We start from the raw sequence: 23,482 nt of genomic DNA, 5'->3' as shown, positions 1-23,482 counted from the left end.
GGCAGACTTTGCCAAAGTGTGCTAAATTGGCAGCCCTTTGTCGTACAGAATCCACAAGCTCCGCCGCTTGGTTTTTCTTGGCTTTTTAAGATGAAATTACAGCAATTACGCTACGCACTCGAAGTTTACCGCCACAATCTGAATGTGTCTGAAGCTGCCGAGGCTCTGTTTACATCGCAACCCGGCATTTCCAAGCAAATCAGACTGCTGGAAGAAGAATTGGGAATACAGATTTTTATCCGCAGCGGTAAGCGCGTAGTTTCGGTTTCCCAGCCCGGCAAAGCGGTTTTGGAGCTCTCCGAGCGGATTTTGCACGATGTGCAGAATATTAAAAATATCGGCAGTGAGTTTACCGGACACGACAGCGGCCCGCTGACCATCGCCACCACCCACACGCAGGCACGCTATGCGTTGCCGGCCATTGTGGCTGAATTTGTGCAGCGTTACCCCAAAGTGCGCCTGACCATCAAGCAGGGCAGCCCTGATACACTTGCCCAAATGGTGCTAAGCGGCAACGCCGACTTTGCCATTGCCACCGAAACATCGGAGGAAAGCGGCGAATTGCGAAAACTGTCCTGCGAAACATGGACATATGCGGCAATCGTACCGGACGGCCACCCGCTCTTGGACTGCCGCCATCCGCTGACAATTGAAGATTTGGCAGCTTTTCCGCTGGTAACTTATGAATTTGCCCTTAACCACAACAACAATATCGCCCGTGCATTCCAAAAGGCCCGGCTGGATTTGCCTGCCGTGGCTTTATCTTCGGCCGATACAGATGTGTTGAAAACCTATGTACGGCTGGGCTTGGGCGTAGGCTTGATGGCAAAAATGGCTTATGACGGTAAAACAGACGGGGATTTGCACCTAATCGATGCATCGCACTTGTTCGAGCCTTCCCACACCTACATCGCGCTGCGGCCTGATACTTATCTGCGCGGCTATACCTATGAATTCATTAATTTGTTCTCCCCCAAACTAACCCGTATGCAGATAGATAAAATATTATACGCGCCGATTGAAGAAGATTTTTCCATCTGAATCTTGATTGAACATATTGAAAGGCAAAGGCCGTCTGAAACAGCATTTTTCAGACGGCCTGCTTTCTGTTAATGGTTGATTTCAAATGCCTATACGGCATGCTCGCAACCGGAAACCATTTTCTTCAGCACTTGCGGCTGTAAGATTTTAATGTGTTTGTGTTCGACCAAAATCAGCCCTTCGTGATGAAATTTCGACAGGGTGCGGCTGACGGTTTCCAGCTTCAGCCCCAAATAACTGCCGATTTCTTCGCGCGACATCCGCAAAATGAAGTCATTGGCAGCAAAACCGCGGGCATACAGACGACCGGAGAGATTGAGCAAAAAAGCCGCCAACCGCTCTTCGGCGCGCATATTTCCCAACAGCAGCATCACCCCCTGGTCACGCACGATTTCCCGGCTCATCAAGCGGAAAAAATGGTTTTGAAGGCTGGGAATATTCTGCCCCAATTCTTCCATATGCAGAAACGGAAGCTCGCACACCTCGCTGTCTTCCAACGCCACGGCATCGCAACTGTGGGTCTGCGTACAGATGCCGTCCATGCCGATCAGCTCGCCCGACATAAAAAAACCGGTTACCTGGTCACGCCCGTCCTGACTGGCGATAGTGGTTTTGAAAAAGCCTGTACGAATGGCAAACAAAGAAGCAAAAGGCTCGCCTGTGCGAAAGAGATATTCGCCTTTTTTCAAACGGCGGCTTTGGCGGATAACGGTATCCAACTGGGCAAATTCGGTCGGCATCAACCCAACAGGCAGGCACAGTTCGCGCAAGGAACATGTTGAACACAGCGTTTTCATCTGATGCTGGGCAGTGTGTGCAGGCATGGCAGGCACCTTTTCTTCTAAGCAACTTCCATTTATATAGTAAAGCCGCGACTTAAGGACTATTGACTCTGGTCAAGGCTTGTTTATGATAGTGCGGATATTCTATCAAACTACCTTTGATTTGCCTATCTACCCCCGAATCAAGAAAACCATTTAATGAAAATTATAAATATACATAACCACACCGAACCCGAATTCGACCGCAGGCTGATTGCCTCGCTGCCTTCCAGCGGCCCCCGCTACACTTCCTATCCAACTGCCGACCGCTTTCACGGCAGCTTTAGCGAAACCGATTATATAAAATCGCTTGAGGCGCGAAACGCAGGGGCCTTAAACAAGCCCTTGTCGCTTTATATCCACATTCCTTTCTGCAACACCATCTGCTATTACTGCGGCTGCAACAAAATCATCACGAAAGACAAATCCCGAGCCGATGCCTATATCGAATATCTCGAAAAAGAGATGGCGCTGCTCGCCCCGCATCTGAACGGCCGCCACCAGCTGGCCCAACTGCACTTCGGCGGAGGCACGCCCACGTTTTTGAGCGACGGCCAGTTGGAGCGCGTTTTTGCGATGATACGGCGTTATTTCGACTTGGTTCCCGGTGGGGAATATTCGATAGAAATCGACCCGCGCAAAGTCAGCCGTGAAACCGTGCTGCATTTGGGCCGCTTGGGCTTCAACCGCATGAGTGTGGGCATTCAGGATTTCGACCCTAAAGTGCAACAAGCGGTCAACCGCGTGCAAACCGTTGAAGAAACGCGCGAAGTGGTTGATGCCGCACGCGAAGCGGGCTTCAAATCAGTAAGCGTGGATTTGATTTACGGCCTGCCGCACCAGTCTCTCGAAAGCATCAAGCCCACTCTCGAAACCGTGCTTTCGCTCGACCCCGACCGCCTGGCGCTCTACCACTATGCCCATCTGCCGCATATTTTCAAGCCGCAGCGCCGCATCGACACCGAAGCCGTACCCGGCAGCGAAGAGAAACTCGATATTCTGCAATACGCCGTACAAACACTCACCGCACGCGGTTATGTGTTTATCGGCATGGATCATTTCGCCAAGCCCGGCGACGAGCTTTCACGCGCCTTGAAAGAAGGCCGTCTGCAACGCAATTTCCAGGGTTATTCCACTTATGCCGACTGCGATCTGATTGCCCTGGGTGTATCCTCTATCGGCAAAACCGCCAACACTTATGTGCAGAACGAGCGCGATATCGATGCTTACTATGCCGCCATCGATGCCGGCCGCCTGCCCGTGATGCGCGGCTACCGCCTCAACCGGGACGACTTATTGCGGCGCAACATCATTCAAGATCTGATGTGCCGTTTCACCTTAGATTTCCGAGTGTATGAACATATGTTCGGCATCTCGTTTGCCCATTATTTCCAAACCGAGCTGGCAGATTTGCGGCAGTTGGCCGAACTCGGCCTGCTGGCAGTCAAACCGCACGGCCTGCAGATTACGCCCAAAGGACGGTTCTTAATCCGCAACATTGCCATGGTGTTCGACTACCACTTGCGCCATAAAGAAACCACGGCGCAATATTCCAAAACGGTTTAGCAGCGTGTCGCGGGCGAAGTCGAACCGAGGTGGGTTTGCCAATAAAGCCGGGGCCGTCTGAAACCCGTGTTTGCCCGCTCCCTGTGTCCACTGCCGCATCGCGTGGCGCGGATATTGCCTGCACCTTGCCCAATAAGGTTTCAATGTGCGGTGCCGGCGCTGCATATTGTGCGGATACCGTTTTCCGGTTCTGCACAATATCCGCTCCCCAATCCGATACAGGCCGCTGTTTTTTCAGACGGCCTTAAATTACAAACCAATCCAATAAAATCAAACACAAAGCGGCAGGCCGCAGACTGCGCCGAAAAGCAAACCAACGCTGCCGTTATTTAAGCCGGCCGGCTTATTTTTGCAAAATTCCGGCCTTTCACAGCCCGCAAGCAGCACAAACTGCCGCTCCTGCCACCATGCCGTCATGGTGACCCCGCCCCCGTTTCCATTACGGTATTGCTGCGCCCCCGCCGGAAATTACAGGCACGGCAAGCCTTATCCCTGCAACGGCTCACTATCCCGTGCCGTTAGTTACCCGTGCCGTTAGTTATTTGCTACACTTAAACCCGTTTCACCCTCCATCTGCCGCCCCATGCTGACCTACACCCTGCCCGAATCCCAATCTCCCGCCCCAACAGGTGAAAAACCCTGGCTGTTGCTGCTGCTGGCTTTTGCATGGCTGTGGCCGGGCATTTTTTCACGCAACCTGTGGAACCCCGCCGAGCCCGCCGTGTTCACCGCCATAGAAGCCTTTTCAGACGGCGGCTCCGCATGGCTGCCCACCGTGCTCGGGCAGCCCTATTTCAACGTGTCGCCCGTGTATCTGTGGGTTGCCGCATGGTTTGAGCGGCTGCTCTCACCCTGGGCGGCCGATGCCTATTCCGCCGCCCGTTTCGCCAGCGTATTGTTCACCGCACTCGGCCTGTTTTGCTGCGGCAGCGCGGGATTCCGTCTGCTCGGCCGCCATCAGGGGCGCAGCGTGGCGCTGATTTTAATCGGCTGCACCGGCCTGATTACCATGGCACACTTTCTCGGCAGCCAATCGGTGGTATTTGCCGCGCTCGCCATGTGTCTGTACGGATTCTCGCTGGCGCAGACACACGTGATTATGGCCGCACTGATGCTGGGCGGCGGCTGGGTGTTGCTGTCGGTGTCGGCCGGGCTGCTGCTGCCTGCCGCGCTGATGCTGGCCGCCGCCGCATTGGCAGCCCATCCCTGCTGGCAGTTCAAACGCTACTCTCTCACGCTGGTGGGCGCATTTGCCGTTGCCCTGCCGCTGCTGCCGGTTTACCCCTTCGCGCTGCTGAAAACCAACGAAGCCGCCTTCCACATCTGGCTGCACCACCACGCCTTCGGCGCATTCGGCGGCACACAAAGTTTTCAGACGGCCTTTTCGCTGCCCTATTACCTGAAAAACCTGCTGTGGTTTGCCTTTCCCGCCTGGCCGCTGGCCGCCTGGACAGCCTCCCGCACCCGCCTGCTGCAACAACGCTGGGGCGTACTCGCCGTATTTTGGCTCACCACAGCAACCCTGCTGCTCACACTCACCCCCCACCGCCACCCCGACCACCTGGTTTGGCTGCTGCCCCCTCTCGCCCTGCTCGGCGCAGCGCAGCTTGACGGCCTGCGGCGCGGCGCGGCAGCATTCATCAACTGGTTCGGCATCATGGCTTTCGGCCTGTTTGCCGTATTTTTATGGCTGGGCTTCTTCGCCATGAACTACGGCTGGCCGGCCAAACTGGCCGAACGCTCCCATTATTTCAGCCCCCACTACATTCCCGACATCGACACCATACCCATGCTGGTAGCCGTATCGTTCACACCCGTGTGGCTGTGGGCGATTACCCGCAAACACATCCGCGGGCGGCAGGCCGTTACCAACTGGGCGGCCGGAGTAACGCTGGTGTGGGCATTAATGATGACCCTGTTTCTACCCTGGCTCGATGCCGCCAAAAGCCACGCCCCCGTGGTGCGGCAGATGGAAGCTGCGCTGTCCGCCGAAGTGAAAACCGCCCTCGCCGAAGGCACAAGCTGCGTGGGCATAGATGCCGGAGCCGCCACCGCCCGCATCGTATGGCAGCAATACGGCACCCTGCAACTGCACGTAAACGACACTTCATGCGCTTACCGGCTGGTACAGCAGCCCAAAGGCAGCCCCGCCCCCGAAGGCTGGCATCTACTGTGGGAGGGCGCACGCCCGCGCAACAAAACAGAAGGCTTCGCATTGCTGAAAAAGGCCGCAGCCGTTGCCAAAACACCTTAAGGCCATCTGAAAGACACCAATGCCGCCATTCCCGCGCAGGTGGGAAACAGATAAAAATATTGAAGTATTGATTAAACCCGTGCCCGAATACCAAACGTTTGGCCGCCCAAACTGCGCAGAAACAAAATCTTCAAACAGTTCAAACAGCCTTCATTTCAAACTGCCTTTCAAAAAATTTTTGCCCAAACCCCGAGAGTAGAAAAATCCGGTGCTTATTTACACTTTTCGCTTTTTGCCCGAAAAGCCGTTTGGGAATGTTTGAGTTGCCAAAAGTGCCGAAAGAGGAAAACCGCAAAACTCCCAAACACACAAAAAATCACCAACCCATTGTTTCAACATAAAAGTGCAACACCCCTTCCCGACACCCAAAGATTTGCTAAGAAACAAAATGTAAAAACGCCCCCTTTCACAGGGGGCAATAAGGCCGTCTGAAACGGTTCAACATGGCTTCAAACGGCTTTAGAGTATGATTGCTTAATTTGAGCCGGTTGTGGATACTCGGGCAGTGAAACCCAATTTCCAAAAGGAAAGCGGTTTCTGCGGTGTTGAAATGGTTTTGCAGGCCGCGGGCGGCGGCAGGGCCGGTTCTATGCCTTCCTTTGCCATCGGCGGTCTACACCGACCGGTGCCGGGAAAATAAAGCGGGCTCGCGATAGCGGCTAAAAAACCCAAGGCCGTCTGAATGTTTCAGACGGCCTTGGGTTTGGCCGGTTTTCCCGTTTGCTCAACTGCTGAAATAAACCTGCCCGCCGCCGCACACGCGCCGTATCGGCCATTGGTACACTTCGGCGAGCAATTCCGGCCGCATCACGGCTTCGGGCGCGCCTGCGGCGATAACCCTGCCCTGGTTGAGCAATACAATATGCTGCGCGTATTGCGCGGCCAGGTTCAAATCGTGCAGCACCATCAGCGCGCTGAAACGCTGCGTTTGGCGGTTGAGGGAGCGAATCAGGCTGTGTTGGTGGCGGATATCGAGGTGGTTGCACGGCTCGTCGAGCAGCAGCACGGGGGTGTTTTGCAGCAGGGCGCGCGCAATGTTGGCGCGCTGTTGCTCGCCGCCGGAAAGATCATAGACGCGTTTGTGCGGCAAACCGGCCAAGTCGAACACTTCAAGCAGCTCTTGTGCCGCAAGCGGCAGTGGTGCGGCCGTCTGAAACAGCTTACCGCTGCTTTTCTGCCCAAATGTGATGTATTCATGCACACTCAGCGGCATCCGGTAGCTGCCGTGCTGCCCCACCCAAGCCACCTTGCTCTGTTTCAGCCGCGGGGCGACGGCCTGCTCGAACAAAGTAATTTCTCCTTGCCCCGCCTGCCCGATTAAGGCTTTGAGCAGGGTGGATTTGCCCGCGCCGTTGGGGCCGATTACGGCGGTGTGGCAGCCGTGCGGAATATCCAAAGCCTCCACCCGCAGCAGAATTTTACTGCAGGCGGAAACGGTTAAATTGCGGATAGAAAAAGAGAGGTTGTCCATAATCGGTTGGGTTTGGGAATAAACAACGATAGGTTTTTTATAAAAAACAGACAGATACTTGGGTAAAGCCCGAGTATGACGGGTGTTCTGAATCTTTTCAGACGGCCTCAGCTGCTGCGCGCCGGCCGCAAAAACAACCATATGAAAAACGGCCCGCCCAACAGCGCAATCACAATGCCCACCGGCAAATCCACCGGATAGGCAAGCCAGCGGGCGGCACTGTCTACCGCCAACAAGAATACCGCGCCGAACCAGGCCGACAGCACAATCAGCCTGCTGCGCCGCCCGCCGTTTGTGCCAGCACATTGGGAATCATCATGCCGAGAAAGCCGATAATGCCGGAAAGCGACACTGCAGCCCCGGTGAGCAGCGCCGCACCGGCCACCGTTTGCAGGCGCACGCGCGGCACCGAAATGCCCATGCTCACAGCGGTGTCTTCGCCCAGCATCAGAATATCCAGCTTTCTGCCCGCCCCCAGCAGCAACAGCAAACCTGCCAGCATCGCCGCTACGGCATAAGCGGGCGGGGCAAAGCCTGCCTCTTTTTGGCCGCAACCCTGCCTGACACTGCGGTACCGCGGGGCTGTGGTATAAAAACGGCCTGCCGTTTGGTTTCAGACGGCCTGTTAGAAATGCAGTGTTCAGGCCGTCTGAAAAATCTGCGGACTCGGCGGCGGGAAAACTCCGTTGTTTCACGCAAACGGAGCAGGAATACCGCTCAGCCGGCAAGCAGCGCGCCGGTGAGGCTGTGCCAGGCGGCCGGCTCGGTTTCGCCCTCCTGCCGCCTGCCGAAGATCTGAATCACGGTTTTGCGGCAGTTGTCAAACCCTTCCAGGCAGATAACGAAGCCTTCGCGTATCGGGCGGCGCACCACCCAGGTTTCGGCGATTTCATCGTCTTTCAGGTGCAGGCTGAAGCCTTCTTCTTTTGCATCGAGAATATTCAGCCAGCCTCGGGCGCGCACGAGATTGTGCACCCGCCCGGTCTGAATCTGCACCACTCCCCGGTTGCCTGAAAAAATCATGATTTCCAAGCCCTGATCTCTGGCCTGCTCCAACACTTGCTGCTACGCGCCCTGCTCCAGCCGGCGCGTCAAACCGACGGGTGCGTGGCGGTAGGCAGCCCGGCGGTCGAGGCCGAAGGTTTCGAGTAGAGCGCCGAAATGGTGGATGTCTTTCAACTCGTTCCAGCGTTCCTGAAAAGCAGCGGTTTTTTCGGCAGGCAACGGCGCGGGTTCGACCGGCGGCGGCATGGCTGCGCTTTGGAATTCGGGTTTCCGGTTCTTGCCGAAAGCGGCCGATAACGCCTGCCATTGTGCTTCTCTGCCCTCTTCTTTTAAAAACACTTTCTGCACCGCCACGCCGAATTCATCGTAAAACTGCACCGAGCGCGAAACCTTGCCGCCTTCGCGGACGGTAACGGCCAGCGCATGATGCCAGCGGGCGGTGAAAATGCGCAGGTCGATGCCGCCGATATTCAAGGCGATGCCCGAGGCGGGCGCAAAGCTCACGTTTTCATACACGCCTTGTTTTTCGTGCACGCACAGGCTGTTGCGCACCACACACTGCACCTGCCCCAAAGTGCGCAGTTCCAACACGATGTTGCGGATATTTTCTTTGCCGCCGAGATAAACGCTTTCGGGCGCATCGGCCATCAGCCTGCCCTCGCTCACGCCCAACTCGGCCGCGCCTTCGCGCGGAAAATAAAGCCCCTGTTTTGAAGCCTTGTTGGTTTGGTATTGCTGCCAGAGATTCATCACTGCTTCCTTTCATGTTTTCAGACGGCCTGACCCATACCGTGAAGGCCGTCTGAAAAACAGTTTTCCGTTAAAACTTCACCTGCACTGTGGCAGCAATGTTGCGCCCGCTCATGCTGTACAGATCCATCACGCCGGAGTCGGCCATGCCGGCCACATCGGCGTGCTGCCAGTATTTTTTGTTGCCGAGGTTATACACGTTTACGCCCAATTCGATGTTTTTCGCGGGTTTGTACCATGCGCCGGCATCCCACACGCCGTAGCCCGGCGTTTTGAAATGGTTTTCGCTGCTCACGCGTTTCTGCCTGACCGCCCAGCGCAGCTTGGTGCCCGCGCCCCATTTTTCCTGCACATAATCCACACCGAGCACGCCGTTTGGCGGGTAGGCGGTATCGAGCGGCCTGCCGCTGCCTTCTCGGCCGCGCATCCAGGCGATGCTGCCGTTAAGATGCCATGCGCCGTCCAAACGGTGGGATGCGGCAGCTTCGATGCCGTAGGTTTTCACTTTATCGAAGTTTTCGAAGCGGAATATCTGCATGCCGTTTTCCATGCCGGCAAATTGCCGTGAGATAAAGTTGCGGTAGCGGTTGTAAAACGCAGTTACCTGCGCTTTGCTGTTGGTGCCTTTGTATTTCATGCCCAACTCAAAGCTGTTGGAACGCTCTGATTTCAGGTTGTTGTTGGGCACGATTTGGTAGCCGTGCTGAGTGTTGGAAAACGACATGGTGGCCGAATCGAAAGGCGGCGTGCGGAAACCCTGCGAATAGGTGGCAAAACCGGTGAACGCGCCGCCCAGCGGCCAAATCAGGCGCAGGCTGGGAGTGAGTGCGCTGTCGCTGAAATTCTGCGGCAGGCTCTCGGGGTTGCCGTTGAGATAGGCTTGATCGATTTGCGGCTTGAGTTTTTCGTATTCGTAGCGCAGTGCGGGAGTGAGCATCACGCCGCTATCGCCGAAGGCGATGCTGTCTTGCGCATAAATGCTGAAAGTGCGCCGTTTGCTGTCGGGAAAGGTTTTGTTGGGATAAAGGCTGCCTGCATAGGTTTTGCTGCGGCGGCCGTCTGAATAAACGGTGATGCTGTCGCGGCTGCGCCCGGTGTCGGCATGTTTGAATTCCGCGCCTGCCACTATGGTGTGTTTCAGACGGCCTGTATCCCACTCTGCTACAGCGCGGCTGTTGATGCCGCTGATGGTTTGATCAAAGCCGTAGTCGGAATAGCGGGTGCCGCTGCCGGCGGCGCGGCCGTTAACCGCCGTTACGCTCACGTTTACCGCATCGTCCTGCGCTTTGAGCTGCTGGCGGTAGGCGGACAGTTCTGCCTCTTTCAGACGGCCGCCGCCGCTATAGCGGTAGCCCAGGCCGAAACGCCGGCGGCGGGCGGAATCATCGGCTTGGGCCTGTGTTTGCTCGGTGGTTACTGCAACGGGGCCGCGCACCACGGTGCTGCTGCCCAGCGTGTTGAGCAGATCGGTTGTGTTTTTGCGGTAAAACTGCTCAAACACGGCTTCGATACGGTGGATTTCGTTACCCGCGCTGCCTTTGGCCAGAATATTGTAGCCGTTGTTGTGTTGCGGATTGTTGCGGGTGCGGCTGCTGTCGTGCGTGTCGATGCTGCCTTTGTTTTTGATTTCATGCCCCTGTCTGCGGGTGAGCATCAGCAAACCCTCGGCGTGTTCCGTATAACCCGCCGCCGTGGCGGTGATGCCGTGGCTTCGGTCGCGGCTGCGGTAGCCGTATTTCAGGCCGAAGTGGGTGGGTTTGCCGGCATCGACAAAATCGGCGGGCGAATAGGTGGTCAGGTTGACCACTCCGCCCAGCGCATCGCTGCCGTAGAGCGCGGAATACGGCCCTTTCACAATATCGGCCTGCCTGAGCGTGTCGGACTCCACCAAATCGCGGCCGGAAATGGCACCGTTGCTGCCGCCGCCCGCATAAGATTCGGGCAGGCGCACGCCGTCTACCATCATCAGAATACGGTTGCCGTCTATGCCCCGTATATTTACACCGGCATTGCCCCTGCGGCTGTGGTCGGAAGGCACCCACACGCCCGGTTCGTATAAAAATATATCATCGAGATTGGCGGCGGCCGCCTGATTAAGCGTTTGGCGCGGCACCACTGCCACATTCGGCGCAGAGCGGTCGAGTTTTTGCGCGTTGCGGTCGGCGGTTACAGTGATGGTTTCCAGCTCGGCGGTTTCGGGGCGCAAGGTTTCGGCATAAAGCGCAGGCGCGGCAAAAGCCAGCACCACGGCGCAGACACTGGGTTTGAGCTTCATGTTTTTCATCAGGAAAAGTTATCCGTTTGCGGGAAAATTATCCGTTTTATTTGGCAGGAAAGCAGGGCTTTCTTGCCGGCCGTCTGAAACGCTTCAGACAATCTTCTTAATAAATAAATTGATAATCGTTTTTATTTATATATCTAACCTGCCAAAAATACAAGTTTTCCAATGTAAAAAACAACTGCATAAATAACGTGAGGCCGGGTTTCACTCTGTTTGCCACCTTTTCAAAACAATCAGGCCGTCTGAAAAATCTTTCAGACGGCCTGGGGGCTTGAATTGGGTGAATCTGCTTTATTTCCGGCGCACAGCCGCAAACCATACCCGGCCGGCTCTGCTACCGCCCGGACTGCCGGCAAAACCTTTCTCTTTGAGCCGGAGTGCAGCCCTAACCCGCCGGCAGAAATAAAACGGCTTCGTTTCAGCCTCTTCAATCTGCTTCGGGATAAGTGCCTTTCACCAAAATCTCTTTGCCCACATCATGAATATCGCGGTGGCCGGTAAACGCCATCGAAATATCCATTTCTTTATAGAGAATTTCCAGCGCACGGGTTACTCCCTCTTCGCCGTATGCACCCAGTCCGTAAAGGAAAGCACGCCCTATCATGGTGCCGCGCGCGCCCAGCGCCCACGCTTTGAGAATATCCTGGCCGCTGCGGATGCCGCTGTCGAGCCACACTTCGATGCTGCTGCCCACTGCACCCACAATAGCGGGCAGGGCTTTGATGGTGGAAACGGTATCATCGAGCTGGCGGCCGCCGTGGTTGGAAACCACAATGGCATCTGCTCCGCTTTTCACGGCCAGCTCGGCATCTTCAGGCTCCATAATCCCTTTGATAATCAGCTTTCCGCCCCACAAATCTTTGATGCGGGCAACATCGTCCCAACTCAGGCGCGGGTCGAACTGTTCGGAAGTCCACGAAGAAAGTGATGACAAATCGCCAACATTTTTAGCATGGCCCACGATATTGCGGAACGTGCGCCGCTCGGTATTGAGCATCTTCAGGCACCATTCGGGCTTGGTGGCCAAATTAATCAGATTGGCAAGAGTGGGCTTCGGCGGCGCGGAAAGGCCGTTTTTGATGTCTTTGTGGCGCTGGCCGAGCACCTGCAAATCGGCGGTAAGAATCAACGCCGAACAGTTCGCCGCCTGCGCGCGCTTAATCAGGTTTTCCATAAACTCACGGTCGCGCATCACATAAAGCTGAAACCAAAAAGGCGCGCTGGTGTTTTCGGCCACATCTTCAATCGAACAAATCGACATGGTGGAAAGTGAAAACGGTATGCCGAATTTTTCGGCGGCGCGGGCGGCTAAAATTTCGCCGTCTGCATGCTGCATGCCGGTGAAGCCCGTTGGCGCGATGGCCGCCGGCATTTTCACATCGTGCCCGATCATCTTGGCGGCAAGGCTTCGGCCTTCCATATCCACCAACACCCGCTGGCGGAATTTGATGTTTTTGAAATCCGAAGTGTTTTCGCGGTAAGTGGCTTCCGACCACGAGCCGGAGTCGGCATAGTCGTAAAACATTTTCGGCACTTTGCGCTTGGCAACCCGGCGCAGGTCTTCAATGCAGGTTATCTTGCTCAAATCATGTTTCATGCTTTAATCCACCTTAGTAACCAATTAATTTTAATTTATGTTTTCAAGAAACCTAAAACAGGCTGTTTGAGAACCTTTATCAATTTACACCAAGCATACAGATATATCAAACGCTTTCCCACCCGGTGCGGCCGTCTGAAAGCGGATATACTTGACTAAAACACTCAGATACTAGACAATCCAGCCGATAACAGCCATAACACTAAACAATACTGCCATGCGACTCACCACAAAAGGGCGGTTTGCCGTTACCGCCATGATAGATTTGGCACTCAACGCCCAAAACGGCGCCGTCAAACTCAGCGCCATCAGCGAGCGGCAGCATATTTCCCTTTCCTATTTAGAACAGCTTTTCAGCAAACTGCGGCGCGCAGAGTTGGTAGAGAGCCTGCGCGGCCCCGGCGGCGGCTATATCCTGGCCTCTCCTGCCGCCGAAATCAACATCGCCCAAATCATCGCTGCCGCCGAAGATTCTTTGGATGCCACCCAGTGCAACAGCAGGGCCGACTGCCGCAAAGGCTCACCCTGTCTCACCCACGATTTGTGGGCAAACCTCAACAAAACCATCCACAATTATCTCAGCAGCGTTACCCTGCAACACATTATCGACCATAAAAACAACCACCCCGGCCACGATAAAATAATCGAATTCAACCAAACCCATATCCATTAACACCATATCAAGAAAGAACACAGCCATGACCATCAAAACTCCGATTTATCTCGACTATGCCGCCACCACTCCTGTTGATCCGCGCGTGGCGGCCAAAATGATTCCCTACCTCACCGAGCAGTTCGGCAACCCCGCCTCCAACAGCCACAGCTTTGGCTGGAGCGCAGAAGAAGCCGTAGAAAACGCCCGCGCCGAAATCGCCAAACTGATTCATGCCGATGCCAAAGAAATCGTGTTTACCAGCGGCGCCACCGAATCCAACAACCTTGCCATCAAAGGCGCGGCGCAGTTCTACAAAAACAAAGGCAAACACCTCATCACCGTCAAAACCGAGCATAAAGCCGTGCTCGACACCATGCGCGAGCTCGAACGCCAGGGCTTTGAAGTTACCTATCTGGGTGTGCAGGAAAACGGCCTGATTGATTTGGAAACGCTCAAAGCCGCCATCCGCCCCGACACCATCCTGATTTCCGTGATGTGGGTAAACAACGAAATCGGCGTGGTTCAAGATATTCCCGCCATCGGCGCAATCTGCCGCGAACACAAAATCATCTTCCACATTGATGCCGCCCAAGCCGCCGGCAAAACCCCGATAGACGTAGAAACGGCCAAAGTGGACCTGCTGAGCCTTTCCGCCCACAAAATCTACGGCCCCAAAGGCATAGGCGCGCTCTATGTGCGCCGCAAACCGCGCGTGCGCCTCGAAGCGCAAATCCACGGCGGCGGCCACGAACGCGGCTTCCGCTCAGGCACGCTCCCGACCCACCAAATTGTCGGCATGGGCGAGGCTTTCCGCCTGGCGCGCGAAGAATTGGAGCAAGACCGCGCCCACGCCCTGAAACTGCGCGAAGTGTTTCTCAAAGGCATCGAAGGCATCGAAGAAGTGTATATCAACGGCGATTTGCAGCAGCGCGTGCCCACCAACCTCAACGTGAGCTTCAACTTCGTTGAAGGCGAAAGCCTGATTATGGCGGTAAAAGAATTGGCCGTATCCAGCGGCTCCGCCTGCACTTCCGCCTCGTTGGAGCCCAGCTATGTTTTGCGCGCACTCGGCCGCAACGATGAGCTCGCCCACTCCTCCCTACGCATCACCTTCGGCCGCATGACCACCGAAGAAGAAGTGGCATTCGCCGCCGGGCTGATTAAATCAAAAATCGGCAAACTGCGCGAACTCTCGCCATTATGGGAAATGTTTAAAGAAGGCATCGATTTGAACACCGTTGAATGGGCAGAGCATTAAGATTGATGCATGAGGCCGTCTGAAACGGCAGGCCGGGTTTGCGAATCCGGCAAAACGGTTTTCAGACGGCCGGAAACCCTATCCATAACCATCAAACACGAGCCAAAACAAATGAAACACCCTGCCGCCGCTTTATTGGGTATGCTGTTTTGCCTGCCCTGCGCTGCCGTGTGGGCGCAAACACCGCAGGCCGGTTTTATCGGCGTGTACAGCCACCACTCCGTAGACAGCGTGGCCTCTTTGGCAATATTGCCCGATCACACTTTCTGCCTGAGCTCCATTGCCGGAGCCATGGATATCCACTCCCCCGGCAAATGGGAGCAATCGGGCAAAGACCGAAACAGCATCCGGCTCAAATTTACCCGCACTTCACGGTTTCCCAGCCGTTTCGTTGTCTATGCCGGAAAGCCCGACCATTCAACGGGCAAAAAAACGCTCAAACCCGAGCTGCGCATCAACACCGCAGCCTTCAGCGCATTGCAGCGCGATGTTGTGTTCGGCAGCAGCAACAGCCCGCAAACACCGGCCAATATGGCTCCGTTTTTCTCGCCCCAACAAAATGGTTTCAGCGCGCATGAAACGCTGCCTTTGAAACACCGCTACCTGTTTTTCGGCTACCCGCGCCGGGAAGGTGGCTGGCAGATTACCCGTTTCGACATCGGCAAACCGCGCGGCCATGTGTGGATTAATATGAGTGAAGAAGCCATGCAGGATCAACAATCTTGGGAAGGCCGCTTCCAAAACGGCAAACTGCTGATGATCGGCAGCGAAATGTACGGCAACCATACCAGCATGGGCAAACCCGACCCCCTAAGCGCAAAAGAAGTAAACGAAATCCGCAAACACTGCACCGGCCTTGAACATCCGCCCGGCTTGACGCTTATCCGCCCCCAAGCGGAATATCCCGCCAACAGTCTGCCCGACAAACCGGCACTGTTCGGGCGCGATGAAGATTACGGCGAAGCCGCGCATGCCCCCGAAGCCGTTTTCCATATCGAATAAACGCGGGTTGGTTTGAAAAAACCGGCAACCCCCAACCCTTTTAAGCAAACCTTTCAAACCACACAGCAAGCCCCCAGCCGCCTTGAATTTCTTTTCAGACGGCCTTAAATAATCTTATAAACCAAACCACAAGGAAACACATCATGGCATACAGCAGCAAAGTAATCGACCACTACGAAAACCCCCGCAATGTCGGCTCGTTCGACAAAAACGATGAATCGGTCGGCACCGGCATGGTCGGCGCACCCGCCTGCGGCGATGTGATGAAGCTGCAAATCAAAGTAAACGGACAGGGTGTGATTGAAGACGCCAAGTTCAAAACCTACGGCTGCGGCTCGGCCATCGCCTCTTCTTCATTGATCACCGAATGGGTGAAAGGCAAAAGCCTCGATGAAGCGCTGGCCATCAAAAACAGTGAAATCGCCGAAGAGCTGGAGCTGCCCCCGGTGAAAGTACACTGCTCGATTTTGGCCGAAGACGCGATTAAAGCCGCCGTTTCCGACTATAAAAAGAAAAACGGCGTTTAACCGCTCAGACGGCCTGCAACGGTTAAAAACACGCAAGGCCGTCTGAAAACGCATTTCAGAAAGGAATCGCCATGCCTTTTACCGAAGCGGAAACCCAATCCCTATTGGCCGAAAAAGGCATAGGCAAAACCGTGTTGCAGCGTTTGCAGCAAATGGGTTTGGACGATGCCGCCAAGCTCGTCCGCGCCGCCGTTAACGATATTTTGCAACAAGGCGCGGCCCTAACCGGCTCGATCTGCCGGAAAAACAGCCCGCAGGCCAAAACCGCCGTCGCCGCCGCAGTAGCTTGGGCGAAACGGCAAACCCAAGCCTAGGGGCTGTCGACAATTAACGCAACGGCGGTATTTTTGGTCAAATTCCCCCCGTCTGCGGCGTTAAAAATGCTCGCAAGGTGTTCAACCTTGTTGTGCTTTTTGCCTTGCATACGCGTTTTTTGCCTCAAAAAACCGCTTCGCCGGCCAATTGTCGGCAGACCCTAAGGCTTGCTATATACCCGCCCGTTTAAACCGTTACCCGGCTGACGCACAACCTGCAATATTTTGGCATCACAAGGATAAAACCATGATTACCCTAACCAAAAAAGCTGCCGACCATATCCAAACCTTTTTAACCAAACGCGGCAAAGGCGAAGGCATCCGCTTGGGTGTGAAAACCAGCGGCTGCTCCGGCATGGCCTATACTTTGGAATTTGCAGACACCGTGCAGCCCGAAGATTTGGTGTTTGAAGGTTTCGGCGTAAAAATATTCGTTGATCCGAAAAGCCATATTTATCTTGACGGCACGGAATTGGACTACACCAAAGAAGGCTTGCAGGAAGGCTTTAAGTTCCAAAACCCCAATGTGAAAGACGAATGCGGCTGCGGCGAAAGCTTCCACGTTTAACAGCACCCGTGTCAGCCGTTTTTTTCCGTCAGAGCCTTTGTTTCTTTCAAAAACACAAAGCAGATTGAGCCCGTCAAACACCGGCCCGGCCGTATTCTGCCGCGCCCACAACAGATACCCTGGCTTGGCCCAATATCTTTTTGCTGCAAAAACAATTGAGAAAAACGATTAGGCATGATTACAAAACAAACAGGCCGTCTGAAAACTTTTTCAGACGGCCTCTCTCCTGCCTATTGCCAAACAGCACAAATTATTCCGCCGCGCTGGCTGCTCCGGCTTCGGGCAGTTTTTCCACCCTCACAGCACTTTGCTTTTCGGCAGCACCGGTCTGGTTGGCGCGGGCGGCATTGGGCACCACCGTTCCCTGCGCTTCTGCATTGGCTACCGCATCACTCTTGGCCGGAGCGGCTTTACCGCCCACCGAAACAATCTCCGACCGATCCGAAGGGGCGGCCTTCCCGGCTACTGCCGAACCGCCGCTGCCGCTTTGCGGCAAAAACTGCCACCCGCCTACCGCTACCGCCAGCACACTGGCCGCAACGGCAAAACCTCTAAAGGCGTGGTTGTTGGCTGCTGGGGGAACCGCCCTGCTTTCGCTGCGGCCGGATTGTTTCACGGCAACCGTCTGCACCACCGCCGTTATGCTTTCCCGGGAAACGGATACCGTTTCTTCACGCGCGGCAGGTTTTGAGCATTGCAGGCAATCGCGTATGAAATGGTATTCGCGCCATTTTTGTCGTGCTTCGCTGTCAGACAATAATTTATCTAATATTTCTTCCGACAAACCATCATCGTCCATGGCGGCAGAAACAAATTCATAGTCTTTATTTTGGTTCACTTTACCACCTTTGGTTTTCAGACGTGTCCAACAGCGGCCTTAAATCTTTAGCAATGACCTCGCGCGCCCTGAAAATCCGCGAACGCACGGTGCCGATGGGACAGTCCATAATCTGAGCAATTTCCTCGTAAGACAAACCCTCCATTTCCCTCAGGGAAATGGCTTTGTGTAAATCATCGGGCAGTTTGGCGATGGCCGCTTCCACGGTTTCCAATATTTCCCGGTTCAGCATCTCGGCTTCCGGCGTATGATCATCGGCAAGCTGGTCGGCCAAATCGAGAATATTTCCTTCATCGTTGGCCACATCGGCACTCACGAAAAGCCGTTTGCCCGAAGTAGCCAAGTAGTTTTTAGCGGTGTTCATGCCGATACGGTAGAGCCAGGTGTAAAAGGCACTCTCGCCTCGGAAGTTCGGCAATGCCCGGTAGGCTTTTATCAGAGCTTCCTGCACAACATCGTTTACTTCGTGCTCGTCTTTAATAAAGCGCGACAACAAACGGGTAAGGCGGCGCTGGTATTTCGACACAAGAAGCTCGAATGCTTTATGTTCGCCTTTCTGCGCCCGCTCTACCAATGCCTGATCGATTTTACGATCATTCATGCTCAACCCTTAAATAGCCAGATGACAAAGACAGAAAAGGTAAAGCGTTCGTCTATGGCTTTCTGACACTTTACCTTTACTTTGGTTCCAAAATAAAGCAATTAAATTTATCAAAAACAGGGATAGCCCCGTTCGGGCTGCTATGATGAACGCTAACCCGGATATTGGCAATAGCCGCGCAGCGGTTGCCGCTGTCGGCCACCACCGGCCAATAGCGCCTTGCAAACGGCGGCACTTTGCTTTCTTGTAAAACTTTCCAAACATTTTTACGACCAATGGTCGTTTGAATCACATCTTCGGCATTTGCCGCCCGAATCACGCACTCTTCATTTAACAATTTCTCACACATTCCGAACGAATGCGGTTTAAGGGTAAAACCGTTTTCAGGCAGTATATTTTTCAGACGGCCTGTTAAAACCGCGCCGCCCGCAACCCAGGGCAGCGTGTCTTGCCAGCCTGTTTTTTGGGCAAACAAGGTATCGCGGTAGGCATGGATTTTTCCATGCGGCAGCGGCCACTCTGCCGATACCGTTTTCATCGTGCCCAACACCCGCGCAAAGTCGGCGGTGCTTTCTGCGGCAGGCACACCCAGCCCGTGCAGTTTGGCAAAATACAGCAGCTGTTGGCGGCGGCGCGCTCCGCTCAGGGTTTTCCAGCGCGCAATACTGAATGCGCCGGCTGCGCAGATATAAGCGTAATCCTGCTCCACAATTTCGTTGAGCAGGGTCAGCTCGTTTTGCAGCGAACCGATGCTGCGGACGATATGGCGGTCTAAATGCGGCACGCGGTTGCGCCATTGCGGCAGCGCTTCGTGCCGCAGCCAGTTGCGCAGAAATGCCGAATCGCCGTTGCTGCCGTCTTCCACATAAGCCAAGCCCTGTTCGGCTGCATAGCTTTCGAGGGTTTCGCGCGACTCCTCCAGCAGCGGCCGCCAAAGCTCGATGCGCCCGCCCAGCGGCCGCCGCTGCGGCATGGCCGAGAGCGCGCGCAGGCCGCCGCCCCGCAGCGCGGCCAACATAAAGGTTTCCACTTGGTCGTTTTGGTGGTGTGCCAATGCCAGCACATCGCAGCGGCCGTCTGAAAACACCCGGTAACGCTGCCTGCGCGCTTCTGCTTCGATGCCCAAACGGCTGTTATCCGCCACGGTTACTTTTTCCAGACGCAGCGCAATGCCCCATTCCCGGCACAGGTTGCGGCAGAAATCTGCCCATTCATCGGCACAGGCATTCAAACCGTGATGCACATGCACGGCACTCAACGCAAAACCGAAGCGCGGTTGCAGGGCGGCGAGAAGGTGCAGCAGCACCACCGAGTCCAAGCCGCCGCTCAAACCCGCTTCGATACGGGTGCCGGCAGGAAAATCATGCGGCCAGGCGGCAGCCAGGCGTTGCTGTAACGGATGCAGGGCAGTGTTCATAGATTGGGGACGACAAAGTAAAAAAGGCCGTCTGAACGTTTCAGACGGCCGGTATTTTACACAAATGCGGCTTCCTGCCGCTCTTGCTCTTTGCGGGCGGGCTGCGCGCCTGTAAGATTGATGATTTCCTGCACGCCCAAGCCGATGCGGCGGGCGTAGTTGATGTCGTTCATCAGCGATGAAGTTTCCCAACCGCCGATTTCTTTTTTGCGCAGTTTTACCAGCGTGCGGGCGCGGAAATTTTCCAATGTGTCGATATGTTTCGACAGCAATGCTGCCTGCCCGAACCATTCTTCCGAATAGGCCGCCAGCGCGCTGATGCGGCGGAACAGCACCAGCGTTTTAAACAAATGGCGGCGCAGGCGCATATAGTCGCGGAATGCGGGTGAGTCGGGCTGTTGCAGGTGCAGCTGCATATTTTTCTGCAGGTGTTTGCTTTCTTTAACGATTTCTACCATTTGAAACGCCGCTGTATAAGCAGTAGAAAGCTGTTGCTGCTGCTCTTCGCCTTCCATGTCTATTTTGCTGGCGAAATCCAACACTTCGCTATAGAGCGGCTTAATCTGGCTTTCATACAGCGCCTGCGCATCCAGGTTCAGCGGAGGTTTGGGCGGCTGCAGCGCTTCATCGGCATCGGTTTGCTCTTCATAAAGTTTCTCCACCGGAATAAACAAAACGTGGCAGATGGCCTCTAAACTCACCGCGTTCAGATGGCCTATTTCTTTAAACACCGAGCGGATTGCCGTTTCGCCCGAGCGCAGCATATTGTGGTTTAAATGCAGCGCGCGCACCGGCTCGTGCCCCTCCGGCAGCAGGTGCGCGCGCTCTTCTTTTTCCGGCAGCCATTTGATTAACTGCGCCGCCAGCCTGTTTTGCAGCTTCCAAAACACCGCCAAACCCAAGCCGTTGAACAAGGTGTGGAACAAAGCCAGTTGCAACAGGCCGCCCATGCCGGTCAGTTTCGCCGTAAACATTACCAGTTTGGTGAGCGGCAGCCACAGCAGCAGCGACAATACCGCCGTTACCGCGTTAAACAATAAATGCGCCAATGCCAGCCGCTGGCCGCTGCGGTCGCTGCCGAGCATACCCACAAACGCAGTGGAAATGCTGCTGCCCACATTGGAGCCGATGGCAACGGCAAACCCCTGCGCCACGCTTATCTGCCCCGCCGCCAACGCCGCCAATGTTAAAATCAAAGTGGCATGCGAAGACTGCAAAACAATGGTTAAAAACAGGCCGATGGCGCTGAAAATGGCGATTTCCGCCACCCCGCCCGCGTTTACAGACGAAAAATCCACCTGCCCGCCCAGGGTCTGAAAGCCGTCTTTAATCGCATCGACACCCAAAAAAATCAAGGCAATGCCCACCAAAACGCGGCCTATGGTTTTGCCTTTGCTGTTGATCAGCCCGGCCAGAATGCCAAACACCAACATCGGCACGGCCACGGGGCTCAAGCTGATGCTCTGCCCCGCTGCCGCCAGCAGCCAAATGCCGCTGGTCGCACCCAGATTGGTGCCCAAAATCACCGCAATGCCGCCCGCCAGCGTAATCAGCCCGGTGCTCAAAAAAGCAATGGTCAGCAGCGAAACCAAAGTGCTCGACTGCAAAATAAAGGTTGCGCCGATGCCGAACAGCAAGCCTTTGGCAGGCGTGGACGTGCTTTTCTCCATCAGCCGCTCCAATGTGCCGCCCGCCGCGTTGCGCAGGCCTTCTTCGATACACTGCATACCGAACAGAAACAGCGCCAGGCCGTAACACAGCTTCAGCCACGGCGCGCTGTACCAGAAACTGTATGCCAGCACCGACAGCGCTGCGGCGGCCAGCATCCATTTCACCTGATGGTTGTTTACTTTTTTCATATTCTTCCCACTTCTCCCGAGCCGCGCACAAACCCTCTCTTTTTCAGACGGCCTGCGGCACAACGCCTGCCATTCCGGCGGTTGCGGCAGACAAGGCCGTCTGAACACACTGCGGCACAGCGCACAAACCGCCTCTGCCGGGCATCACCGCCTTTGGCTGCGGCGGCGGCGGGGCAAACCGGCTGCCGCACGCTTCCCACACCCAATCAACCGATAAACAGCCCCGCACCATTTTCACAATATGCCACACCGCCCCTGCGTGCCGCACATGGGCGAAAAGACAGGGGGCGGATGAAACAAAGCCTAAATTTCCGCATCATTACGGGCCGTCTGAACGGTATCGAAAATCAGGAAGCCCACGATGGCCGGCCCACTGCGTTTCTTTTGCAGCCATTCCGCGCCTTAACTCAAAAACCAAACTCAAAAAACGGTTTTGCCGGCCGGACGGTGGAAATCGGCTCCATGCCGTATATACCTTATGCGGCTTGCCGTTTTGCCGGGAATGCGAATGCATCACATACATTTCATCGCGGCATTTTAACATAAGCAAACAAAAGGCCGTCTGAAATTTTCAGACGGCCGCCTGTGCCGGCAAGGTTTAAAATGCAACGAATTGGGTCGGATTAACAGGCTTGCCGTTTTGGCGCACTTCAAAATGCAGTTTGGTGCGGTCGGCATCGCTGCTGCCCATACGGGCGATGGTTTGGCCGCGCTTGACGGTTTGCCCTTCTTTCACCAGCAGGTTTTGGTTATGGCCGTAAGCCGTTAAAAAGGTTGGATTGTGCTGCACAATCACCAAGTTGCCGTAGCCGCGCAAACCCGAGCCGGCATACACCACTTTGCCGTCTGCGGCGGAAACCACCGCCTGGCCCGCCTGGCCGGCAATATCAACGCCTTTGCTGCTGCCGCCGAAGGGAACAATGATATTGCCCGCAGTCGGGCGCTGCCAAACGATGCCGGACACCGTGCGCACGCCGCCGGTGGATACCGTGGGGGTTTTGGCGGGGCTTGCGGCCTGCGGGCTCCGCGCGTAATCGGCATTGGAAGGTGCAGGGGTGGTGGCGGCAGAAGCCGAAGAAGGCGGCGCGGCGGGTTTGGACGCTGCCGTTGCCGCCGGCGCGGAATAGCCGGCCGGTTTCACGCGCAGGTTTTGGCCTACGCTGATGGTGTTGTCGGCACTAAGATTGTTCCACTCGCGCACATTGTCTTGGGTGATGTTGTAGCGTTTGGCAATATTGTAAACCGTGTCGCCCCGCACCACGGTGTGTGTGGCGGCATGGATATCGACCGGCGCATTGGAAGGAATATAGGCACCGCCGCCCGATGGAGCGGCCGCCGCCGCAGTTGCAGGCGGCGTGTAAGGCTCGGGGGCGGCAACGGCGCCCGCCGCATTCGGATCGTAAGGCGCGGCACCGTAGGGGTTGCTCTGCGCCGATGTGCCGGAAGCACCCGATGCCGCTCCTACGGTTACGGGAGCAGCAGGCTGCTGGAACCATGAACACGCGCCCAGCATCAATACCAAAACTGCCGTGCCGGTGCGGAATGCGGTTTTTTTCAACATATTTAGATGACCTTCTGTTTTGTTTGGTTTAAGTGTGGAATCGGGGCATATCATAATCAAATTATGCCTCTTTCTACAAGTTTTTACGTGTTAAGA

Annotated in this window: 22 protein-coding genes and 1 pseudogene; 10 read left to right on the top strand and 13 right to left on the bottom strand. The window is 55.4% G+C overall.

Annotated features, from left to right (window positions below):
- The first annotated feature begins 90 nt into the window (after nt 1-90).
- A complete protein-coding gene (locus tag IR141_RS02750) occupies nt 91-1,041 on the top strand; it encodes a CysB family HTH-type transcriptional regulator (RefSeq protein WP_135034155.1) in 951 nt (316 codons plus the stop codon).
- Between the two features lie 89 nt (nt 1,042-1,130).
- Here the strand turns inward: IR141_RS02750 and fnr are convergent, their stop codons facing one another.
- A complete protein-coding gene (gene fnr / locus IR141_RS02745; RefSeq protein WP_135034154.1) occupies nt 1,131-1,865 on the bottom strand; it encodes a fumarate/nitrate reduction transcriptional regulator Fnr in 735 nt (244 codons plus the stop codon).
- Between the two features lie 156 nt (nt 1,866-2,021).
- Between fnr and hemN the strand changes: the two genes are divergently transcribed.
- Nucleotides 2,022-3,428: an oxygen-independent coproporphyrinogen III oxidase gene (gene hemN / locus IR141_RS02740; protein ID WP_135034153.1), complete on the top strand. Its 1,407-nt coding sequence runs from the start codon at nt 2,022-2,024 to the stop codon at nt 3,426-3,428.
- A gap of 583 nt (nt 3,429-4,011) precedes the next feature.
- Nucleotides 4,012-5,682, top strand: coding sequence for a glycosyltransferase family 39 protein (locus IR141_RS02735; protein WP_135034152.1), 1,671 nt, complete (start codon nt 4,012-4,014; stop codon nt 5,680-5,682).
- A 724-nt stretch (nt 5,683-6,406) separates the two neighbouring features.
- Here IR141_RS02735 and IR141_RS02730 read toward each other — a convergent pair.
- The 6 genes and pseudogenes from IR141_RS02730 to IR141_RS02710 form a co-directional block, all read right to left on the bottom strand.
- Nucleotides 6,407-7,153, bottom strand: a complete 747-nt coding sequence (locus tag IR141_RS02730) for an ABC transporter ATP-binding protein (protein WP_135034151.1) — start codon at nt 7,151-7,153, stop codon at nt 6,407-6,409.
- A gap of 107 nt (nt 7,154-7,260) precedes the next feature.
- Nucleotides 7,261-7,694: pseudogene (locus IR141_RS02725) on the bottom strand (iron chelate uptake ABC transporter family permease subunit); the annotation flags it as partial.
- Nucleotides 7,695-7,870: 176 nt separating this feature from the next.
- On the bottom strand, nt 7,871-8,209 hold the full coding sequence (locus IR141_RS13340; protein ID WP_228068138.1) for a ChuX/HutX family heme-like substrate-binding protein: 339 nt from the start codon (nt 8,207-8,209) through the stop codon (nt 7,871-7,873).
- Nucleotides 8,210-8,218: 9 nt separating this feature from the next.
- Entirely contained in the window at nt 8,219-8,908 is a 690-nt protein-coding gene (locus tag IR141_RS02720; RefSeq protein WP_228068137.1) for a ChuX/HutX family heme-like substrate-binding protein, read from the bottom strand.
- Between the two features lie 70 nt (nt 8,909-8,978).
- The gene (locus tag IR141_RS02715; RefSeq protein WP_228068136.1) at nt 8,979-11,192 is read right to left on the bottom strand and encodes a TonB-dependent hemoglobin/transferrin/lactoferrin family receptor; all 2,214 of its coding nucleotides are present in this window, start codon (nt 11,190-11,192) and stop codon (nt 8,979-8,981) included.
- Between the two features lie 424 nt (nt 11,193-11,616).
- Nucleotides 11,617-12,786, bottom strand: coding sequence for an alpha-hydroxy acid oxidase (locus tag IR141_RS02710; protein ID WP_135034150.1), 1,170 nt, complete (start codon nt 12,784-12,786; stop codon nt 11,617-11,619).
- Between the two features lie 217 nt (nt 12,787-13,003).
- Between IR141_RS02710 and iscR the strand changes: the two genes are divergently transcribed.
- The 6 genes from iscR to iscA all read left to right on the top strand — a co-directional run bounded on the left by iscR (nt 13,004) and on the right by iscA (nt 17,110).
- Nucleotides 13,004-13,459 (top strand): Fe-S cluster assembly transcriptional regulator IscR, encoded by a 456-nt coding sequence (gene iscR, locus IR141_RS02705; RefSeq protein ID WP_135034149.1) that lies wholly within the window; start codon nt 13,004-13,006, stop codon nt 13,457-13,459.
- Between the two features lie 25 nt (nt 13,460-13,484).
- Complete coding sequence (locus IR141_RS02700; protein WP_135034148.1) at nt 13,485-14,699, top strand: IscS subfamily cysteine desulfurase; 1,215 nt, start codon at nt 13,485-13,487, stop codon at nt 14,697-14,699.
- Nucleotides 14,700-14,708: 9 nt separating this feature from the next.
- Complete coding sequence (locus IR141_RS02695) at nt 14,709-15,701, top strand: hypothetical protein (protein WP_135034147.1); 993 nt, start codon at nt 14,709-14,711, stop codon at nt 15,699-15,701.
- Nucleotides 15,702-15,844: 143 nt separating this feature from the next.
- The gene (gene iscU, locus IR141_RS02690; protein WP_135034146.1) at nt 15,845-16,228 is read left to right on the top strand and encodes a Fe-S cluster assembly scaffold IscU; all 384 of its coding nucleotides are present in this window, start codon (nt 15,845-15,847) and stop codon (nt 16,226-16,228) included.
- A gap of 71 nt (nt 16,229-16,299) precedes the next feature.
- Nucleotides 16,300-16,542 carry a recombinase RecA gene (locus IR141_RS02685; protein WP_135034145.1) on the top strand — a complete coding sequence of 81 codons (243 nt, stop codon included), beginning with the start codon at nt 16,300-16,302 and terminating at the stop codon, nt 16,540-16,542.
- 247 nt (nt 16,543-16,789) lie between these two features.
- On the top strand, nt 16,790-17,110 hold the full coding sequence (gene iscA / locus IR141_RS02680) for an iron-sulfur cluster assembly protein IscA (protein WP_135034144.1): 321 nt from the start codon (nt 16,790-16,792) through the stop codon (nt 17,108-17,110).
- Between the two features lie 250 nt (nt 17,111-17,360).
- Here iscA and IR141_RS02675 read toward each other — a convergent pair whose 3' ends face one another.
- The 5 genes from IR141_RS02675 to IR141_RS02655 form a co-directional block, all read right to left on the bottom strand.
- A complete protein-coding gene (locus IR141_RS02675; protein WP_135034143.1) occupies nt 17,361-17,948 on the bottom strand; it encodes an RseA family anti-sigma factor in 588 nt (195 codons plus the stop codon).
- A 1-nt stretch (nt 17,949) separates the two neighbouring features.
- Entirely contained in the window at nt 17,950-18,549 is a 600-nt protein-coding gene (gene rpoE, locus IR141_RS02670) for an RNA polymerase sigma factor RpoE (protein WP_135034142.1), read from the bottom strand.
- 76 nt (nt 18,550-18,625) lie between these two features.
- Entirely contained in the window at nt 18,626-19,966 is a 1,341-nt protein-coding gene (gene tilS, locus IR141_RS02665) for a tRNA lysidine(34) synthetase TilS (RefSeq protein ID WP_135034141.1), read from the bottom strand.
- A 56-nt stretch (nt 19,967-20,022) separates the two neighbouring features.
- Nucleotides 20,023-21,825, bottom strand: coding sequence for a Na/Pi cotransporter family protein (locus IR141_RS02660; RefSeq protein WP_135034140.1), 1,803 nt, complete (start codon nt 21,823-21,825; stop codon nt 20,023-20,025).
- Complete coding sequence (locus IR141_RS02655) at nt 21,822-22,025, bottom strand: hypothetical protein (protein ID WP_135034139.1); 204 nt, start codon at nt 22,023-22,025, stop codon at nt 21,822-21,824. The genes IR141_RS02660 and IR141_RS02655 overlap by 4 nt, the downstream gene beginning before the upstream one ends.
- Before the next feature lie 91 nt (nt 22,026-22,116).
- Between IR141_RS02655 and IR141_RS02650 the strand changes: the two genes are divergently transcribed.
- Nucleotides 22,117-22,371: a hypothetical protein gene (locus tag IR141_RS02650; RefSeq protein ID WP_135034138.1), complete on the top strand. Its 255-nt coding sequence runs from the start codon at nt 22,117-22,119 to the stop codon at nt 22,369-22,371.
- Nucleotides 22,372-22,423: 52 nt separating this feature from the next.
- On the opposite strand, the gene IR141_RS02645 is transcribed toward IR141_RS02650, so the two are convergent.
- Nucleotides 22,424-23,386, bottom strand: a complete 963-nt coding sequence (locus tag IR141_RS02645; RefSeq protein WP_135034137.1) for a peptidoglycan DD-metalloendopeptidase family protein — start codon at nt 23,384-23,386, stop codon at nt 22,424-22,426.
- Between the last annotated feature and the right edge of the window lie 96 nt (nt 23,387-23,482).

This window comes from Neisseria sp. 19428wB4_WF04 (genome assembly GCF_015235335.1).
Taxonomy (GTDB): Bacteria; Pseudomonadota; Gammaproteobacteria; order Burkholderiales; family Neisseriaceae; genus Neisseria; species Neisseria musculi.
Note: the sequence above shows the minus strand (reverse complement) of the source record. Positions and strands in the feature narration are given on the sequence as shown.

Bases quoted from the DNA above. Each gene is read 5' to 3' on its own strand.
- IR141_RS02710 (WP_135034150.1), bottom strand. From the start codon at position 12,786: ATGAAACATGATTTGAGCAAGATAACCTGCATTGAAGACCTGCGCCGG.
- hemN (WP_135034153.1), top strand. From the start codon at position 2,022: ATGAAAATTATAAATATACATAACCACACCGAACCCGAATTCGACCGC.
- IR141_RS02700 (WP_135034148.1), top strand. From the start codon at position 13,485: ATGACCATCAAAACTCCGATTTATCTCGACTATGCCGCCACCACTCCT.
- iscR (WP_135034149.1), top strand. From the start codon at position 13,004: ATGCGACTCACCACAAAAGGGCGGTTTGCCGTTACCGCCATGATAGAT.
- rpoE (WP_135034142.1), bottom strand. From the start codon at position 18,549: ATGAATGATCGTAAAATCGATCAGGCATTGGTAGAGCGGGCGCAGAAA.
- IR141_RS02650 (WP_135034138.1), top strand. From the start codon at position 22,117: ATGAAACAAAGCCTAAATTTCCGCATCATTACGGGCCGTCTGAACGGT.
- IR141_RS02730 (WP_135034151.1), bottom strand. From the start codon at position 7,153: ATGGACAACCTCTCTTTTTCTATCCGCAATTTAACCGTTTCCGCCTGC.
- fnr (WP_135034154.1), bottom strand. From the start codon at position 1,865: ATGCCTGCACACACTGCCCAGCATCAGATGAAAACGCTGTGTTCAACA.
- tilS (WP_135034141.1), bottom strand. From the start codon at position 19,966: ATGAACACTGCCCTGCATCCGTTACAGCAACGCCTGGCTGCCGCCTGG.
- IR141_RS02660 (WP_135034140.1), bottom strand. From the start codon at position 21,825: ATGAAAAAAGTAAACAACCATCAGGTGAAATGGATGCTGGCCGCCGCA.
- iscA (WP_135034144.1), top strand. From the start codon at position 16,790: ATGATTACCCTAACCAAAAAAGCTGCCGACCATATCCAAACCTTTTTA.
- iscU (WP_135034146.1), top strand. From the start codon at position 15,845: ATGGCATACAGCAGCAAAGTAATCGACCACTACGAAAACCCCCGCAAT.
- IR141_RS02645 (WP_135034137.1), bottom strand. From the start codon at position 23,386: ATGTTGAAAAAAACCGCATTCCGCACCGGCACGGCAGTTTTGGTATTG.
- IR141_RS02735 (WP_135034152.1), top strand. From the start codon at position 4,012: ATGCTGACCTACACCCTGCCCGAATCCCAATCTCCCGCCCCAACAGGT.
- IR141_RS02720 (WP_228068137.1), bottom strand. From the start codon at position 8,908: ATGAATCTCTGGCAGCAATACCAAACCAACAAGGCTTCAAAACAGGGG.
- IR141_RS02715 (WP_228068136.1), bottom strand. From the start codon at position 11,192: ATGAAAAACATGAAGCTCAAACCCAGTGTCTGCGCCGTGGTGCTGGCT.
- IR141_RS02685 (WP_135034145.1), top strand. From the start codon at position 16,300: ATGCCTTTTACCGAAGCGGAAACCCAATCCCTATTGGCCGAAAAAGGC.
- IR141_RS02750 (WP_135034155.1), top strand. From the start codon at position 91: ATGAAATTACAGCAATTACGCTACGCACTCGAAGTTTACCGCCACAAT.
- IR141_RS02695 (WP_135034147.1), top strand. From the start codon at position 14,709: ATGAGGCCGTCTGAAACGGCAGGCCGGGTTTGCGAATCCGGCAAAACG.